Origin of the sequence: Janthinobacterium sp. 67 (assembly GCF_002797895.1) — a bacterium.
Taxonomy (GTDB): Bacteria; Pseudomonadota; Gammaproteobacteria; order Burkholderiales; family Burkholderiaceae_D; genus Janthinobacterium.
Genome location: NZ_PGES01000001.1, coordinates 1,280,346 through 1,296,954, shown reverse-complemented (window position 1 = coordinate 1,296,954; position 16,609 = coordinate 1,280,346). Strand labels below are relative to the sequence as shown.

Annotated in this window: 16 protein-coding genes; 11 read left to right on the top strand and 5 right to left on the bottom strand. The window is 63.5% G+C overall.

Features of this window, described 5'->3' with window-relative positions; translation table 11 throughout:
* Positions 1 to 83: 83 nt before the first annotated feature.
* A complete protein-coding gene (locus CLU90_RS05865) occupies positions 84 to 1,166 on the bottom strand; it encodes a YeiH family protein (RefSeq protein WP_232731092.1) in 1,083 nt (360 codons plus the stop codon).
* Positions 1,167 to 1,272: 106 nt separating this feature from the next.
* Between CLU90_RS05865 and CLU90_RS05860 the strand changes: the two genes are divergently transcribed.
* The 5 genes from CLU90_RS05860 (at position 1,273) to CLU90_RS05840 (ending at position 4,124) form a co-directional block, all read left to right on the top strand.
* The gene (locus CLU90_RS05860; RefSeq protein ID WP_092708810.1) at positions 1,273 to 2,175 is read left to right on the top strand and encodes a LysR family transcriptional regulator; all 903 of its coding nucleotides are present in this window, start codon (positions 1,273 to 1,275) and stop codon (positions 2,173 to 2,175) included.
* A 40-nt stretch (positions 2,176 to 2,215) separates the two neighbouring features.
* Positions 2,216 to 2,788: a helix-turn-helix domain-containing protein gene (locus tag CLU90_RS05855; protein ID WP_100427413.1), complete on the top strand. Its 573-nt coding sequence runs from the start codon at positions 2,216 to 2,218 to the stop codon at positions 2,786 to 2,788.
* A 7-nt stretch (positions 2,789 to 2,795) separates the two neighbouring features.
* The gene (locus tag CLU90_RS05850) at positions 2,796 to 3,326 is read left to right on the top strand and encodes a GNAT family N-acetyltransferase (RefSeq protein WP_100427412.1); all 531 of its coding nucleotides are present in this window, start codon (positions 2,796 to 2,798) and stop codon (positions 3,324 to 3,326) included.
* Positions 3,327 to 3,500: 174 nt separating this feature from the next.
* Positions 3,501 to 3,764 (top strand): DUF378 domain-containing protein, encoded by a 264-nt coding sequence (locus tag CLU90_RS05845; RefSeq protein ID WP_051991725.1) that lies wholly within the window; start codon positions 3,501 to 3,503, stop codon positions 3,762 to 3,764.
* A gap of 9 nt (positions 3,765 to 3,773) precedes the next feature.
* Complete coding sequence (locus tag CLU90_RS05840; protein ID WP_100427411.1) at positions 3,774 to 4,124, top strand: hypothetical protein; 351 nt, start codon at positions 3,774 to 3,776, stop codon at positions 4,122 to 4,124.
* A gap of 42 nt (positions 4,125 to 4,166) precedes the next feature.
* Here CLU90_RS05840 and CLU90_RS05835 read toward each other — a convergent pair whose 3' ends face one another.
* Positions 4,167 to 4,574 (bottom strand): c-type cytochrome, encoded by a 408-nt coding sequence (locus CLU90_RS05835; protein WP_100427410.1) that lies wholly within the window; start codon positions 4,572 to 4,574, stop codon positions 4,167 to 4,169.
* A gap of 82 nt (positions 4,575 to 4,656) precedes the next feature.
* The gene (locus CLU90_RS05830) at positions 4,657 to 5,535 is read right to left on the bottom strand and encodes an EamA family transporter (RefSeq protein WP_198511152.1); all 879 of its coding nucleotides are present in this window, start codon (positions 5,533 to 5,535) and stop codon (positions 4,657 to 4,659) included.
* Between the two features lie 210 nt (positions 5,536 to 5,745).
* Here CLU90_RS05830 and CLU90_RS05825 point away from each other — a divergent pair, with 210 nt between their 5' ends.
* Positions 5,746 to 6,225 (top strand): hypothetical protein, encoded by a 480-nt coding sequence (locus CLU90_RS05825; RefSeq protein ID WP_198511151.1) that lies wholly within the window; start codon positions 5,746 to 5,748, stop codon positions 6,223 to 6,225.
* A gap of 99 nt (positions 6,226 to 6,324) precedes the next feature.
* A complete protein-coding gene (locus CLU90_RS05820; RefSeq protein WP_100427408.1) occupies positions 6,325 to 6,741 on the top strand; it encodes a hypothetical protein in 417 nt (138 codons plus the stop codon).
* A 57-nt stretch (positions 6,742 to 6,798) separates the two neighbouring features.
* Here the strand turns inward: CLU90_RS05820 and CLU90_RS05815 are convergent, their stop codons facing one another.
* Both CLU90_RS05815 and CLU90_RS05810 read right to left on the bottom strand, forming a co-directional pair.
* Positions 6,799 to 8,667, bottom strand: coding sequence for a phytase (locus CLU90_RS05815; RefSeq protein WP_100427407.1), 1,869 nt, complete (start codon positions 8,665 to 8,667; stop codon positions 6,799 to 6,801).
* 14 nt (positions 8,668 to 8,681) lie between these two features.
* Entirely contained in the window at positions 8,682 to 11,219 is a 2,538-nt protein-coding gene (locus CLU90_RS05810; protein ID WP_100427406.1) for a TonB-dependent receptor, read from the bottom strand.
* A 305-nt stretch (positions 11,220 to 11,524) separates the two neighbouring features.
* Here CLU90_RS05810 and CLU90_RS05805 point away from each other — a divergent pair, with 305 nt between their 5' ends.
* The 4 genes from CLU90_RS05805 (at position 11,525) to CLU90_RS05790 (ending at position 16,609) form a co-directional block, all read left to right on the top strand.
* Positions 11,525 to 12,433 (top strand): GGDEF domain-containing protein, encoded by a 909-nt coding sequence (locus CLU90_RS05805; RefSeq protein WP_092708788.1) that lies wholly within the window; start codon positions 11,525 to 11,527, stop codon positions 12,431 to 12,433.
* The gene (locus tag CLU90_RS05800; RefSeq protein ID WP_092708785.1) at positions 12,433 to 13,458 is read left to right on the top strand and encodes an AraC family transcriptional regulator; all 1,026 of its coding nucleotides are present in this window, start codon (positions 12,433 to 12,435) and stop codon (positions 13,456 to 13,458) included. Before CLU90_RS05805 ends, CLU90_RS05800 begins: the two co-directional genes overlap by 1 nt.
* A gap of 413 nt (positions 13,459 to 13,871) precedes the next feature.
* Complete coding sequence (locus CLU90_RS05795; protein WP_092708780.1) at positions 13,872 to 15,266, top strand: class I SAM-dependent methyltransferase; 1,395 nt, start codon at positions 13,872 to 13,874, stop codon at positions 15,264 to 15,266.
* A complete protein-coding gene (locus CLU90_RS05790; RefSeq protein ID WP_100427405.1) occupies positions 15,266 to 16,609 on the top strand; it encodes a sensor histidine kinase in 1,344 nt (447 codons plus the stop codon). Before CLU90_RS05795 ends, CLU90_RS05790 begins: the two co-directional genes overlap by 1 nt.

Below are 16,609 nucleotides of genomic sequence, written 5' to 3'. Positions count from 1 at the left end.
GCCGGTTTGAGAGTCAAAACACTTGTATTGTACGAAGTTTTCGGCTCCCGCGTCAGTGGCCTCGGCTTGAATCAGGCTCGTGGTCAGGCAAACAGGCTGGTGATCACATGGTTGATGGCGGCGCCACCGGCGATCAGCCAGCAGAACAGCAGGCCGGCCAGCAGCAGGGGCTTGATGCCGGCGCGGCGGATGGCCGACATGTGCGTCGTCAAACCCAGGGCCGCCATGGCCATGGCCAGCAGGGTCGTATCGAGATCGGTGATGGCGGCCACGGCGCCCGCTGGCAGCAGGCCCAGCGAATTGAAGGCGACGACGCCGATAAAGATGAAGGCGAACCAGGGGATGGCCAGCTTGGCCGCCTTGTCGTGGCCGCTGTCGCCACCTTGGGCCTTGCCGCGCGCCAGCACGGCCGACAGGATGACGAGAAACGGCGCCAGCATCATCACGCGCACCATCTTGGCGATCACGGCCGCATTCGCCGCTTCCTGCCCGATCGACTTGCCGGCCGCCACCACTTGCGCCACTTCATGCACGGTCGAGCCGATGTACACGCCAAACGCCGTGGGCGCGGCGCCCAGCACGTGCCAGCCCAGGTTCAGCTGGTACAGCAAGGGATATAAAAAGATGGCGATGGTGCCGAACACCACAACGGTGGAGACGGCGACGGTCACGTCTTCGCTGCGCCCCTTGACGACGGGTTCCGTCGCCATCACGGCCGCCGCGCCGCAGATCGAACTGCCCGCGCCGATCAGAATGGCGCTGTTGCGTTCCAGCTTGAAGACCCTGGTGCCGAGAAACATGGCCAGGCCAAACGTGGACGCGAGCACCAGCGCGTCAATGGCGATGCCGGCCAGACCGACCTGGCTGATATCCTGGAAGGTCAAACGGAAGCCGTACAGGATGATGCCGAGTCGCAATAAAGTTTGCTTGGAAAAGGCCACGCCCGCGCCGCAAGTGGGCGCCAGGCGGCCATACACGCTGTTGCCCAGCACGATGCCCAGCATGATGGCCAGGGTCAGCGCGCTCATGCCGTGGCTTTGCATCCATTCCAGCTTGCCCAGTTGAATGGCGCCCCAGGCGATCAGGCCGCTCAGCAGCAGGCCCGGCAGAAGGCGGCCGTAGCGGTCGCTGAAATTGCTTGTGTTCGTTGTTGAGAGGGATGACATGCCGTATTCCATGTTCTTGTTGCGTATGGCATGACTGTACAGTTCACCGATTAAATGGTAAAACGGATTGTTTTTGTATGTTTAACCGTAAAAATAGGTAGATCAGATGGCGTTGACCTTGCGGCAGTTGCAGATTTTCCTGGCCGTGGCCGACACGGGCAGCACCAGCGCGGCCGGCGAGCAGATTGCGTTGTCGCAATCTGCCACCAGCGCGTCCCTGAACGAGCTGGAAACCTTGCTGGGCGCGCAATTGTTCGACCGGGTGGGCAAGCGATTGCTGCTCAACGACAATGGCCGCCTGCTGTTGCCGCAGGCGCGGCAGATGCGCGACGGCGCGGCCAGCATCGAGCGCCAGTTTGCGGGTGCCGACCCATCCGTGCCCGTCAGCCTGCAAATCGGCGCCAGCACCACCATCGGCATCTATTTGCTGCCGCAGATATTGGCGCAGGCGGCGCAGCAATACGGGCGCAGCATTCCGCAGGTGACCATCGCCAACACGGCCGACATCGCGGCCGCCGTGGCCGAGTTCCGTGTCGATATCGGCCTGATCGAAGGGCCGTGCCATGAAGCGGGCTTGCTGGTGGAACCGTGGTTGACGGACCAGATGCTGATCGTGGCTGCGCCCACGCATCCGCTGGCGCAGCTGCGCCATCTGCTCAGCTTTACGGAACTGAACCAGGCAGGCTGGCTGCTGCGCGAAGCGGGCTCGGGCACGCGCGAAGCCGTGGAGCAGGCGCTGGTGCCGTATCTGCACTACCTGCGCGCGGCGGGCGAGTTCAGCAATTCGGAAGCCATCAAATATGGCGCGGCGGCGGGGCTGGGCATCGCCTGCCTGTCGCGCGTCGTCGTGGCCGATCTGCTGGCCAACGGGCAACTGGTGGAGCTGGAAACCATGCTGCCGCCCCTGGAGCGCAACTTTTATCTGATCCGTCAATCGAAAAAGATATTGTCGCCGCGCCTGGCCGGTTTCCTGGAACTGTGCCGTCATGCATCGCGCATGGCGGGCTGACAGCTTGACTGTTTTCCATATAAGGGATAAATTCCCACATATGGAAAATTCAGCACTCACAAAAAACGGTACGGAACAGCGGCTGGCCGCGCGTTTGAAACAGTTGCGCGTGGAGCGGGGATGGTCGCTGGACCAGCTGGCCGGCGCCAGCCAGGTCAGCCGCGCCACCCTGTCGCGCCTGGAAAACGGCGAAGTCAGCCCGACGACTAGCGTGCTGGGCAAGTTGTGCGCCGCGTACGGCCTGGCCATGTCGCGCCTGCTGCGCATGGTGGAAGACGATTTTCCGCCCCTGTTGCGGCGGGCACAGCAAAGCGTGTGGACGGACCCGGACACCGGTTTTATCCGCCGTTCCGTCTCGCCCCCGTCGCGCGCGCTGGCTGGCGAAGCGCTCGAATGCGAGCTCGATGCGGGCGTGGCGATCAGCTACGCGGCCTCGCCCCGGCCCGGCATGGAACACCATCTGTTGCTGCAGGAAGGCAAGCTGAACGTGATCGTCGATGGTCGCTCGCACGACTTGCTGGCCGGCGACTGCCTGCGCTACCAGCTGCACGGTCCCAGCGCATTCATGACGCCGCCAGACAGCGGCGCCCGCTATTTTCTCTTTCTTGTCTGAGGTCGCCATGCCCCCATCACTACGCCATTTTTCATCCACCGACATAGTCGAACGCTTGCCGGAATTGGGCGCCTTGCTGCGCGACTGCGTGCACGACGGCGCCAGCATCGGTTTTATCTTGCCCTTCGACACGGCGGCCAGCCAGGCGTTCTGGACGGATAACGTGTTGCCGGCCGTCACGCGCGGCGTGCGTTTGCTGCTGGTGGCCGAAGTCGATGGCCGGGTGGCGGGCGCCGTGCAGCTGGACTGGGATACCAATCCCAACCAGGCGCACCGGGCCGAAGTGCGCAAGCTGCTGGTCGCGCCCGCATTCCGCCGGCACGGCATCGCCCGCCAGCTGATGCAGGCGTTGGAAGCACAGGCGCGCCTCTTGCCGCGCAGCCTGCTGACCCTGGACACGCGCAGCGGCGACCATGCGCAAGCGCTGTACTTGTCGCTCGGCTACGCGGTGGCGGGCAGTATCCCCGGCTATGCGCTGGCGCCCGCTGGCGACCGGCTGGACGCGACTACCGTCATGTACAAGCAACTGCGGCAATGAGTCTGCAGTTGTCCGATGCGCTTGGCGTTGTTGCCAGATAAAATCACCCGCCGGATTACAGAGTCTTCCTACTTGAATGCCCGGCATCGTCCGACTGGCGTGTGCCGGCGCCGCGCCTACACTGTTTCTTGCATGGACCCGGCGGCGGGTCCTTTCTTCTCACAGGAGGCTGATATGGCGAATATCCAGGCAGGATCGGACGGTGCGGCAAAACAGGAAATGTCGGCAAAGCGCTTGAACGTGGTCGACTGGATCTCGATGATCCTCCTGATCGTGGGTGGCTTGAACTGGGCGCTGGTGGGGCTGTTCGATATCGACATCGTGGCCAGCATCCTCGGCGCCATGACGGCCGCTTCGCGCGGCGTGTACGTGCTGGTGGGGCTGGCGGCGCTGTATTCCATTTATTTGTGCCTGCGCAAGTTGCCGGCCAAGCCCTAGGAGGAGCGTATGCCCGTCGGTGCCAATCCCAAGCGCGAACGCGAATTCAAGAAGCTGGAAAAAGATTTCAAGCAGGAAGGACGCTATCCGGGCCGCGAGGAAGAAGTCGCGGCGCGCATCGTGAACAAGCAAAGGGCGCAGTCCGGTGAAACCAGGCAGGCGCGGCAGCGAAAGAAAGCCGGCGGCGCTGGCCCGGATGCATCACAGCCGGACTTGCCCATTGCCGATTACCAGCAGCTGACGGCGGCGCAGATCCGCGACAAGCTCGATGGCCTGTCTGATGCCCAGCGCAAGCGGCTGCGTGCCTATGAGGCGGCGCACAAGCAGCGCAAGGGTGTGCTGCAAGCGCTGGAAGCTTGACCCGGCGTCATGGGCCGGATTGCCTGCGCAAACTGGACGCCGTTATTGCGTGCGCAGATAGGCCAGCAGGTCGGCTACTTGCTGCCCATTGCCGATGCCCCAGAAACGCATGTTATTGCCGGGAATGAAGTCGCTCGGCGCTTTCAGGAAGCTGGCCAGGTTTTGCTCGGTCCAGACGATATTCGCGTTTTTCATGGCCGCCGAATATTTGTAGTCGGTGGTCGAGCCGGCTTTGCGGCCGATCACGCCCGACAGCTTGGGGCCGAAGCCGCCGCGTGCCGATGGTCCCACCTGGTGGCAGGAGGCGCACTTGCGAAACGCGGCCTTGCCCGCTTCGGCATTGCCTGTGAGGGCGGCAGGAGCGGCAGCTTGCGCGACGGCGACTGGCGCCAGCAGCACGGCTGCGGCAGCGAAAGGGGAGAGCAGGCGAAAAAGAAGTGTCGATGTCATCGGTGGGACAGAGTGGGCGATATGGCAAGCAATGACGCATTTTACAGGCGGGCATCAAAACCTGCCTGCCCGTCGAGCACCGCTAACGCTTGCCGCCCTGTGCACCCAGCGCCGCCATGGCCGACGCGAACACGATGCAGGCGATGGCCAGCCACTGCGTCAGGCTCAGCAGTTCTCCCAGCACCACCATGGCGGCCAGCGCGCTGACGGCCGGCGCCGCGCTGCTGAACATGCCGAACACGCCTTGCGGCAAGCGGCGCAGGGCAAAGATTTCCAGCGAGTATGGCAGGGCGCTGGACAGCATGGCGATGGCCAGGCCCGTCAGCGCAATCGATGGCGCCAGCAGTGCCGTGCCCGAATACGCGACGCCGATGGGCACCGTTACCATGGCAGCCACCGTCATGCCCCAGGCCACGGCTTGGCCGCCCTGCAAGGTCGAGGCGCGCTTGCCGAAGATGATGTACAGCGCCCAGCACAGCGCCGCTCCCAGCGCATACGCGACGCCGACGGGGTCCAGGCTGCCCGGACTGCCTTGCAGGGGCAACAGCAGATACAAGCCGAACACGGCGCAGGCGACGGCCAGCAAATCGCGCGGCCGGCGCGACGACAGCATGGCGACGGCCAGCGGTCCCGTGACCTCGATGGCGACCGCGATGCCGATCGGTATCAGCGCAAAGGCCCGGTAAATCAGCAAGTTCATCAGTCCCAGCACGGAACCGTAGACGAGCAGGTTCAGCACATCCTTGCGCGTGAGGCGGTATCGCCACGGCCGGAAGATGGCCAGCAGGATCAGCGCGGAAAATCCCACGCGGTACGCCGTAATGCCTTCCACGCCGATGACGGGAAACAGGTTCTTCGCAATCGCCGCCCCCAGGTTGACGGAAATCTGCCCTCCCAGTACGGCCAGGGAAGGGAGCAGGATGCTGTCGGGGAGGGAAGAGGTCGAGGCGGGGGAGGTCATGGGACGGTATTTTAATACGCCGCAGGCCGCCAGTCGCTGGCAGATCTGCCAGCGGCGGTAATTTATCTGCCTGAATGGGCAAGCGGTCACTGTTGAGGCAGTGCAAGTATTTTCTGATAATGCTATTCTGCCTGCACACCGGGAACCGCCGGGTGCCACCCTGATTCTTCATCCTGATGGAGTCGCATTATGAATCGCAGAAGCATGGCAGTGACTGTCGCTTTGGTGTTCGCCACCGGCCTGGCTGGGGCGCAGGCTTTGCCGCCGCAGGCGCAATTGCCGGCCTGGGCGACGCAACAGCTCGATAGCCTGGCCAAACGCGAAGGCATTGAAGTCAGCGCCCGCATCAATCCCTTCGTCTTGCGCGGCGATTTCGATGGCGACGGCAAGGGAGACCTGGCGGTCCTCGTCAAGAACAAGGACAGCAAGAAAGAGGGCATCGTCTTCCTGTTCCGGCAGAAAACGGCGCCCCTGATCGTCGGTGCGGGCCATGCCTTGTCCAACGGCGGCGATGATTTTGCCTGGCTGGAAGTCTGGCAGGCGGAGGACAAAGGCTCGCTCCAGCACAGCTATCATGAAAAATCGCTCAAGCTGAAAACGGACGGGATCGTGGTGGCGAAAGAGGGCTCTGCCAGCGCCTTGATCTATATCAAGGACGGCAAGGCGGTCTGGCAACAGCAGGGCGATTGAATAGTGCCCGCGCAGGTCTGCTGGCCGAGGCGGCATGACGGCCTATGCCAGCGGCCTGTCGGGCAGTCGATTCATGGATCAATCAGGAGTAGCAGGGTAATGCATGTATTCAGTATCGGCGACACCAATTTCGAAGTGGATGTCGCGAAATCCCGGATCAGCGTGTCGGCACAAGCCGATGGGATGTGGGAAGTCAATATCAGGATCGAGGCCGACGACGATGTGTTCATGCGGCTGACGGAAGACGACGATGCGCCCTGGTCGTGGGCGCTGTATCCGCCATCCTTCTCGTTGCAGGGCTTGCGCGTTGCGGGAGCGGATGCCGCGCCCGTGCGGATGCTGGCCGTCGATGCCGGCAATCCGCACTGTGAATCCGCTCTCTACATGATGGAATACCGTGACGTCGCGGATCTGCGCCTGGTGGAATTGTCGGCGCAACGCCTGGCCGTGACGGGCAAGGTGGACTTTTTTGGCAAAAGCCTGCCTTTTGCCATCGATATGCCGAGCGTGGCCTAGCCTGATTTTTGGCGCGGGCGCTGGCGAGGGCAGCCTTTGCAGGCCGCCCCATCGTCATCAGTCCAGCTTCAACGCCTTTGCCACATCCCGCCACGCCACATACTTGAAGTTCTGCGGTCCGTCGGGCAGGCGCTTGTAGCCGTCCTGTATCACCAGCATGCCTTGCGCATACGCGCCGCCCAGGTTGGCGGACGTCACGTCCAGGCCATCCGTTTCCGACGTGCCGTCGATGCCGGCAGGCAAATTGAAGCCCACCTTGAAGCGGCCGCGCACCTTGTACGGGGCTTGGGCGTCGAGCACCACATAGCTGCTGTCGCCCTGGCTGGAGACGATCAGGTAGCCGGTGTTGGCCTTGGCTTCAGGCTGGCGGTAGATGGCCATGCCTTCCACGTCCGCCGTCAGGTGCTGGCCGACCGGCAAGACCATGGCGAGGGCATCGGGCTTGGCGGCATCGGCCGAGGTGGTCCAGATACCGCGCGTTTCCTCGCCCAGGAACAAGCGGGCGTTGGCGTCGTCGGCCACGCAGCCTTCCGGTTGGGTGGCGACCTTGAAGCTGCGCAACAGGGTGGCGCTGAACTGCTTGCCGCTCATGTCGATCTTGTACTGCTGGAAAGTGCCGTCCTTGTCGTTGATGAACGCTTGCACGCCGCCGCTGGCCGGCTGGTACAAGCACATGCCGTAGATGCTTTTCAGGCCGGTCGGAAAACGGCCCGCTTCCGCCACGACGCCAGCGGCATCGATGGTAAACAGCATCATGCTGTTGTCGTCGCGCTGGGTGGCGACGGCCAGGTCGACCTTGCCACCGCCAAGCTGGATGTTTTGCCGCACGTCGACGTTGTTCAAACGGCCCACTTCCAGCAGCTGTGTCTGCTTGCCCTGCAGGTCGTAGACCAATAAGCCCTGTTTCTTGTTGGTGCCCAGGATGCGCACATTTGCAGGATCGCTGGCCAGCCAGATGGCAGGATCGTCGGCCGCGTCGCCCTGGCGCGCCATCGGCGCCGTCTGCGCTTGCGGGGCGATGATGGCCACCGCAGACGACGTTTCCGCCTTGCCGGCCCATTTCAATGGCCGCGCTTGCCAACCGCTCTTGCCGCGCAACATCAAGGAATTTCCGTCGAGCGCCAGCTGGCTGTCGCCCTTGCGCACGTTCAAGGCCACGGCTTGGGCTGGCTGTGCCGTCCATTTACTGCCCTGATGGGAGTACAGGTGCAGCATTTCCGCCTTGCCGTCGAGCACGGCCACGCCGCCAGGCAGCACGGCCAGCGCGCCGGCGCCGCCGTCCAGCTGGCCGTACGGCTTACGCAGGGCCACTACTTCGCGCTTGCCCATGCCTTCCGAATCGGCGTCATACGCCCACACGCCCATGTTCGACTCGCTGACCAGCAGGCGCTGGGCGCCGTCGTCGGCGCGGCAATGCTTGGCGTGCGGCGGCAAGGCGAGTTTGCGTACCAGGCTGCGCTGTTCACCCTGCATCACCCACTGTTCCGCCTGCCCATCCTTGCCGATCAAGAACAGGTGATCGAGTTGCTGGGCGTCGCGGTAGAGGCACGACGCTTCCACGGAAAACGTGGGAACGGGGAACGGTGCCAGGCGATTGAGCTTGCCGGCCTGCACGTCGACGGACACGGGCAGCGGGCGCTGCGTGTCCGCGTCCAGGAAGACGGCCAGCACCTTGCCGCCGTCGCTGCGCGTGTCGAGCTGCTTGGCGCGCACGGCGATACGGTCCTGCTCCTGTCCGCTGGCGTTGAACAGGCGCAAACCGTGCTTGTCCAGGGTCAGCCAGCCGCCGCCCGGCAGGCGCGCCAGTTCTTCCGCTTCCTGCGTGAACGAGGGGACAGCTTGGGCAGGCGCAGCTTGCGCCGTGCCCGTGAGGCAAAAAGCAGCCAGCAAAGCGCTGCAGAGTACGGTTTTTTTTATGTTATTCATGTTAGTTGACATCATCAGAAGGCGCTGGCTTTCAGGCTCACTTTGAAAGTGCGGCCGTATTGTTCGTTCTGCACGTTGTATTGCTTCGTGCCTTGATAGACATAGTATTTCTCGTTGTTCAGGTTGGCCGCTTCGAACAGTACCTGAAACTGCTTGTTGATCTGGTAGGACAGCGAGAAGTCGAGCTGCTTCTGGCTGGCGACGATATGGTCCTGGCTTGGGTCGAGGATATCGCCGCCCATTTCCAGCAGATACGGCGACTTGTAGTTGAGGGCCAGGCGGGCGCTGACCGGTCCCGTTTCATAGCCCAGCATCAAGTTCATCACCTGGTTCGACTGGCCCGGCAGGCGGATGTCGCGGTGCATCTGCTTGTTCGTCGCCTTGTCGAAGCGGCCGATTTGCGCGCTTGAGGTGCTCAAGGTGCCGTTCACGCCGACGAGGAATTTATTGAATGGCGCCGGCAGCATGCGCAGCGGCTGCATGTAGGCCAGTTCGATGCCTTTGACTTTGGCCGCGTCGCCGTTCGCATACGAGGTGGCCGTCGTGTAGCCCGTCCATTGGCCCGTGCCGGCCAGGTTCGTCGTGTAGGTGAAATTCTTGATGTCCTTGTAGAAACCGTAGGCCGACATCACGCCGTCGTTGCCCAGCACCCGTTCGATACCGAGGTCCAGGTTGTTTGCTTTCAGCGGTTTCAGGTCCGGGTTGCCGATCACGGCTTCCGTGTTGCTGGCCAGGCTGATGCCGGGCGCCAGCTGGCTGAAATTGGCGCGCACGACGGCTTGCGTCCAGGCGGCCCGCACGCTGGTCTTTTGATCGACGTCATAGCGGGTTTGCAGGTTCGGCAGCCAGTTGGTGTACGAGCGTTCACGCGTCAAGGGCGTCGCCACGCCGGCGCTGTCCACCTGCGAGCCGGCCGCTTCAAAGCTGGTGCGTTCGGCGCGCACGCCGCCCAGGATGTGCCAGGCGTCGAAGTCATAGCTGTTTTGCACATACATGGCGTTGATGTCTTCATGCATGCGGTAATCGTTGATGATCGATTCCGTGGCCAGGCGCGCCTTGGCGCGGTCGAGTCCCGCCACGCGGGCGCGTATCAGGGCCGGATCGAGCGCCACGCCGATGTTGCCCAGGTCGTAGTCGAGATTGTGGCCCTGCACGAAGTTGCTCATCGAGGTGGAGCCGGCGCCCCAGTAATTGCCGCTCGTGGCCTTGCTGCTGTTGTACGCCCATTGATCCGTGTCATTGGTCTTTTCGCGCCGGCTGACTTTCGCGCCGAATTTCAGGGTGGCGATGTCGAACTTGCGCGCCAGGTCGATGCGCGCATGGTGTTCATTGTCCTTCGAGTAGCGCTTTTGCAGGGTGATGGCGTTGAGCGCATAGCTGGCCGGATCGTACAGCGAGGCGGGGCCGCTCAATTTCGGCTCTTGCGTATCCGTAAAGCTGATGCCGGCGAAATTGCTGATGCCGCGGAAACGGCCGTCGTTCAAGGATTCCGGCGTGTCTTCCGTGGCGCGGCTCAGGCCGCCTTTCACGTCCAGGGTCCAGTCGCCCGATTTCTGTTGCGTGCCCAGCACGAGCGAGCGCACTTGCTGCGTGTACTTGCGCTGGCGGATGCGGCGTTCGGCGCGTGCGCTGGCCGTCTGGTCTTCGGCCGCGCTGCCGCCCGCGATATTGCTGATGGTCAGGCGGTCACGCACTTCATTGTCGGAAAATTCGCTCACAAAAGAGCGCAAAAACCAGCTGTTGCCCGCTTCGGGACGGTAATCAAGGTTGACGGCCAGGGCGCCGCGTTTGCGCACGGGCAGGTAGTCGCGCAATTCCAGACTGGACAAGTTGCCCTTGCTCCAGGCGCCGCCCGTTTCCACGTCGTCGGAGCCGAACGAGCGCTTTTCCGCGCTCAGGCCGGCCGCCACGCCCAGCTTGCCGTCGAGGAAGCGCTGTGCCCACAGGGCGCCGCCGCTGGGGCTGGTCTTGCCCGTTTTTTCGTCATGGCTGGCGCCCACGTTGGCCGACAGCAGCTTGCCCGGCAAGTCGAAGGCGGACAGTGATTTCACCTCGACCGTGGCGCCCAGCGAGTTGGCGTCCATTTCCGGCAGCAGGGTCTTCGATACTTCCAGCGTGCGGATCAGGCCGGCTGGCAGGATGTCGAGCGCGACGGCGCGGCGGCCCGCTTCCGGCGATGGCACGAGCGCGCCGTTGATGGTGACGGCATTCAAGTCGGGCCCGAGGCCGCGCACCGTGATGTAGCGGCCTTCGCCCTGGTCGCGCTGCACGGACACGCCCGGCAAGCGGGCCAGCGCCTCGGCCGCGTTTTTATCGGGCAAGCCGCCGATATCGTCGCTGCTGATGACGCTGATGATGTTGTCCGCTTTCTCTTGCGCGGCGATGGCGTTGCGCAGGCTGGCGCGCTGGCCGCTGACGACTACGGTGGCGGCCGGCTGGCCATCCTCGCCTTGCGCTTGTGCATGGCTTTGGCCGCTGAAGACGGCCATGATGCCGAGGGCCACGGCCGTCAGGCGCAGCGGGGAGGGAATCGAAGTGTGCATGGTTTTCATGAAAAGCTCGGTTAGGGGAAGGAACCGGGCGGATTCTAGGCAGCAAATATGACGGTTGCGTGACAGGCAAGGGCTTGCCACCTTGAAAACAACGGCCCGTGAACGCTTTATGGCTGGAAATGAATCGTGGTGAGCTGAAATGACCTGCCACGGCTGAGCGCATGGGCAATGGCTTGCCGGATTTGCATCCGCTGCACTGGTAATGCTGAGCCGTTTGCACCTGCCGCACGGGCGCGGGGCATGTCATCGTGCCGTCATGGGCGGGCGCTATCGTGGCGACAGCACCACTTTTAAAGGTTCCCCACATGCTGCCGTTGCACCGTAACAGCCTGATTGCCGCCGCGCTCGCGTTGCCCCTGTTCTTTTTCCTGTACGCCACACTGGGGCACCCTAAACCGATTGCCATCTGGAAGTGGATGGATATCGTCTGCGAAGGCGGCACGGCCGTCATGGCGGGCGTCTGGTTTTTGTTTACCCTCAGCAGCCGCCCGCGCGGAAGGGTGACGAGTCTGATCGCCGGCGGCTTGTGCGCCATCATGCTGGGCTCGTGGGCCGATTGCCTCGACGAATTCTTCGCTATCGACAAGAGCGCCGTGTGGGATAACTGGCTCGAAGGCTTGATTCCGTTTGGCATGCTGCTGGTGACGATCGGCATGTATTACTGGCGCCAGGAACAGTTTCGCCTGAACGAGCACCTGCAAAAGCGTGAACGCCTGTTCCGCGACCACCGCGCCTTCGACCGCATCACGCAGCTGGCCGACGCCAGTTACCTGCGCACGCAGATGCGCCTGGAACAGGAGCGCCGGCCTGGCCTCGATTGCGCGCTCGTCTTGCTCGATATCGACAGTTTTCACCTGATTAACCGCGAATACGGCCACCGCGAAGGCGACCGCGTGCTGCAAGCCGTGGGCCACATGCTGCTGCTGAACTTGCGCAATGACGATTTGCTGTGCCGCTATGCGGGCGACCGCTTTGCCGTGCTGATGCCGGGTGTGTCGCGCGAGGACGCGGCCGTGAAGGCGCGCCACCTGTGCGCCATGGTGGGGCAGATGCGCCACTACGCCAACGACAACCGCGAAATCCGCCTGAGCCTGCGCCACGCCTGCTCGCTGACGGATGGCGTGCCGGAAGTGGTGCTGGCCGAGCTGAGCCGTGCCGTGGAAACGCCGGGCCGGAGTGCCGGTCCCCGGGCCGGCACCGCCGCGCCTGCCTGATGCCGTTGAACCAGCAAAGCGACCCCAGCATCGCCGCCCATCACCAGCCGGCGCTGGTGCTCGACTACGCGCGCAGCCGCGAGCTCGACACTGCGCCGCTGCTCAAGGGCACGGGCCTCGACGGCGGCGCGCTGCCGTCCGCGGAAAGCCAGGTCAGCGCCGCGCAATACCTGCAATTGCTGGCCAACGTGGCGCGCGGCCTGGACAGCGCCGACACGAGCTTCATGCTGGGCCAGCAAATGCTGCCCGGCCATTATGGCGCCGCCAGCCACGCCTTGCTGCAGGCGCAGAATTTGCGCCAGGCGCTCGGCATCCTGTGCGATTTGCATACCTTGCTGTGCCCGCTGCTGCAGCCGCGCTTGCGCGAGGCGGGCGACATGCACGTGCTGTACTGGGTCGATGCGTTTGGCGCGCCGAGCCAGCTGCCCTTTCTCGTGGAAATGCACATGACGGCGCTGGCGGCCATGTGCCGATGGCTGGCCGGGGAAGCCTTGCCGTGGCGCTTCTGCTTCAACCGCGCGCGGCCCCGCCACGTGGAGCAGCACGAAGTGCACCTGGGCCAGGCCCTGCGTTTCGATTGCCAGGTCGACGCCATGCTCATCGATTCCAGCTGGCTCGACAAGCCCTGGCCGCGCGGCAATGCCACGGCGGCCGCGCTGGCCTTGCGCGCGGCGGCCCTGGCGCCCGTGCCGGCCGTCAGCCTGCTCGGTGCGCTGTACGATTACCTGCTGGCCAATATCCGCTGCGCGCCGACCCTGGAGCGTACGGCGCAGGAATTCGGCGTCAGTCCCGCCACCCTGAAACGCCATCTGGCGCGCCACGGCACGCATTTCCAGGCCGAGCTGGACCAGGTGCGCGCGCACAAGGCGATCTACCTGTTCCAGGCGCATGGCTACGACAACGATGCCGTGGCCGCCTACCTCGGCTTTCATGATGCCACCAACTTCCGCCGCTCGTTCAAGCGCTGGACGGGGCAAACGCCGCAGTTGCTGCGTCATGCCCTGGCCCTGTTCGTCGCTGGATGAGAACGCCGATCAAAACCTGCTGCGCGTCGTGACTTGCGGCCTGCGATGCTCACTGTGCTAGAGCACAGTTGCGCTTCTCGGCCGCAATTCACTTCCGCTCGCTACGGTTTTGATGGGCGTCGCCCATTCCATGTGGGGCGCGCGGGTTTTGTCGGGCGTTGCGCGCCAGCGCCACGGACAGTCGTTCCTGCGGGAACAATTGCCCGTTCTGCTACATCCATAGTACACTCGATCAGAGAGCGAACAGACGCGCTTTGAGGCGCTCCGGCACGGCGTCGCGCGACGCCGCAATACCGCCATTGCGATGGCGGCGCCGGCGGCAGACGACTGGTGTGCCGTGCCTTAACCCAGCCTGGAATCGGGTGTCACCAGTGTGGTGCGCCGGAAACCGGGCAACTTGATAATGCTCAATCGTGTATTCACAATCGCAGATCGATCCAGTCGTCAGTTTCCGCAACACCCAGGGTGAGGCGGTGCGCGGCACGATTTTCAACTTGCAGCGCAATTCGCTGGTCATGGAAATCTACAATCCATACTCGATCGTGCAGGTCAGCGAGGTGCTCAATGACGTGACGGTGCGCATGGGGGCGAAGAACGCCTACGTGGGCAAGGCCGTCGTCATCAGCAGCGTCAACACGGGCCTGACCGCCATCGTTTCCGTGACCCTGATCGACGAGTGGCGCGAGCTGAGCGACGTGGTGGTGGTCAAGGGCGCCGTATTGAAAGAGTCCAGCGCCTTCGTCGCCGGCTGGGGCGAGCGCTTCCGCATCCGCCGCGACTACCAGATCGTCGTCAATGAAATGCGCGCCTTCCTGTCGGAAGTGGCGCGCTGGGTCGAGCAGGTCGACTTGTCCGACTCGCTGCCGAAGGAAAACGGCCGGCTGCGCCCCGACATCTTCGATGAACTGGCCTTGCCGCTGATGGAGCAGACCCAGCTGTACCTGCGCCAGCTCGAGGTGGAAGCGTCGCTCGTCGAGGAAGAGCGGGCGCCGGCCCACCGCGCCTTCGCCCAGGCGGCGCTGCACCCGCTGATCCTGCGCGCACCGTTCGTCTTCCGCACCTTTACCAAGCCGCTCGGTTACGCGGGCGACTACCAGATGGTCAACCAGCTGCTCGACGACCCGCGCCAGGGCCCGAGCACGTATTTTCAGATCGTCAATGCGGCCTTCCTGCAGGCGGCCGTGGCCACCGCGCACCGTAACCGCATCGATATCCTGACGGAATTCCTGTCGCAGAAGGCGGCCACGGCGCGCGCCGCCGGGCGCGTGTATAAAGTGCTCAACGTGGGTTGCGGCCCCGCCATCGAGGTACAGCGCTTTCTGGAAACCTGCCCCGATGCGCAGTGGCTGGCCTTCGAACTGGTCGATTTCAGCAGCGAGACTCTGGACTGGACGCGCGCGCGCCTGACCACCATCATGCAGCGCACGGGGCGTGTGGTCGAGATCGACTACGTGCACGATTCCGTGCATAACCTGCTCAAGCGGCGCCATGGCTCGGGCGCCACGGGCTTGCCCGGCAGTTTCGACGCCGTGTATTGCGCCGGCCTGTTCGACTATCTGTCCGACAAGGTGTGCGCGCGCCTGCTCATGCACTTCGCCTCGCGCGTGGGGCCGGGCGGACGCTTGCTCGTCACGAATGTGCACGCCGACAATCCTGGCAAGTTCGGCATGGAGCATTTGCTCGAGTGGCATCTGATCTATCGCAATGAAGCGGGCCTGTCGGCCCTGCTGCCCGAACATGCGACCGAGCCGAAAATCTATGTCGATGCGACGGGCGTGAATGTGTTCGCGGAAGTGAGCATTCCTTGATGGATACTCCAGGCCTGCACGCCGGCTACACGGCCGTTTTGCGCGACTTCCGCCTGGAATTCAGCCGCGGCGGGGCCTACACGGGCATCGTGCTGATCCTGCTGGGCATGGGCCTCGATTCGGCCCTGTATCCGGACAAGCAATCGGCGTTTACCGGTGCGCGCATCCTGGTGTCCGTGCTGATCTTTTGCGTTGTGCTGGCCATGCGCACGCGCTGGGCGCAAGACCGCATCCAGGGCCTGACCTTTGTGTGGCTGATCCTGCCGCAAATCATGATTGCCTGGATGATCGCCGTCACGGAGGGCGCCACCTCGATCTATTACGTGGGCATGACCCTGGCCATCTATTCCTCGGGCATCGTGCTGGCCTTCGGCCTGTGGCAAAACATGGTCTTCGGCGCCATCTCCTGCCTGCTGTACGTGGCCGCCTGCGCCTGGCATGCGGGCGGCTTCGATCTGCCGGGCACGTTCGTTGTCAATTGTTTGTTCCTCATCATGTCGGCCAGCATCAGCGCCGTATTTACCTATTTTAACGAGCGCGCCCGCTTCATGCTGTTCCAGCTGAAGGCGGAAGTGGCGCAAAAGAACACGCAGCTGGAAGAGACGAATAAAAGCCTGGCCGATATCAAGGGGCAGATGCTGCAGCAGGAAAAAATGGCCGCTATCGGCACCCTGGCCGCCGGCATGCTGCATGAAGTCAATAACCCCGTGAATTTCTGCATGATGGCCATCGAGGTGGCCATCGAAGACCCGGCCGCCAAGCAAAGCGCGCTCGTCAGCGAATGCCTGGCCGACGCCAAGCAGGGCATGCTGCGCGTGCAGCACATCGTGTCCGATTTAAAAACCTTTGCCTACCGCAGGAGCGGCAACCAGCTGGAAACGGGACACTTCCAGTTCCGCAGCGCGCTCGATGCGGCCATCCGCCTCGTGGGCCATGAAACGAAGAATGTCAGCATCAGCCACGATTTGCCGGTCGACACCCTCGTGCGCGGCGACGAGGCGGCCATCGTGGGCGTGCTGATCAACTTGCTGGGCAATGCCGTGCTCTCCATGCGCAAGGGCAATGCGCCGCCGTTCGAGATCCGCATCACGGCCCACTGGGATGACAACCGCCTGCGCATCAGCGTGCGCGACAACGGCCCCGGCATCGCGCCGGAAAACCTGGCGCGCGTGTTCGAGCCGTTCTTTACCACGCGCGAAGTGGGGCAGGGCCTGGGACTGGGCTTGAGCATCAGCTATGGCGTGATCGAGCGCCACGGGGGAACATTGAACGCCGAAAGCGAGCTGGGCAAATGGGCCAGCATGAACTTCGACTTGCAGCGCTCGAATTGGGAGGGCCGCTAG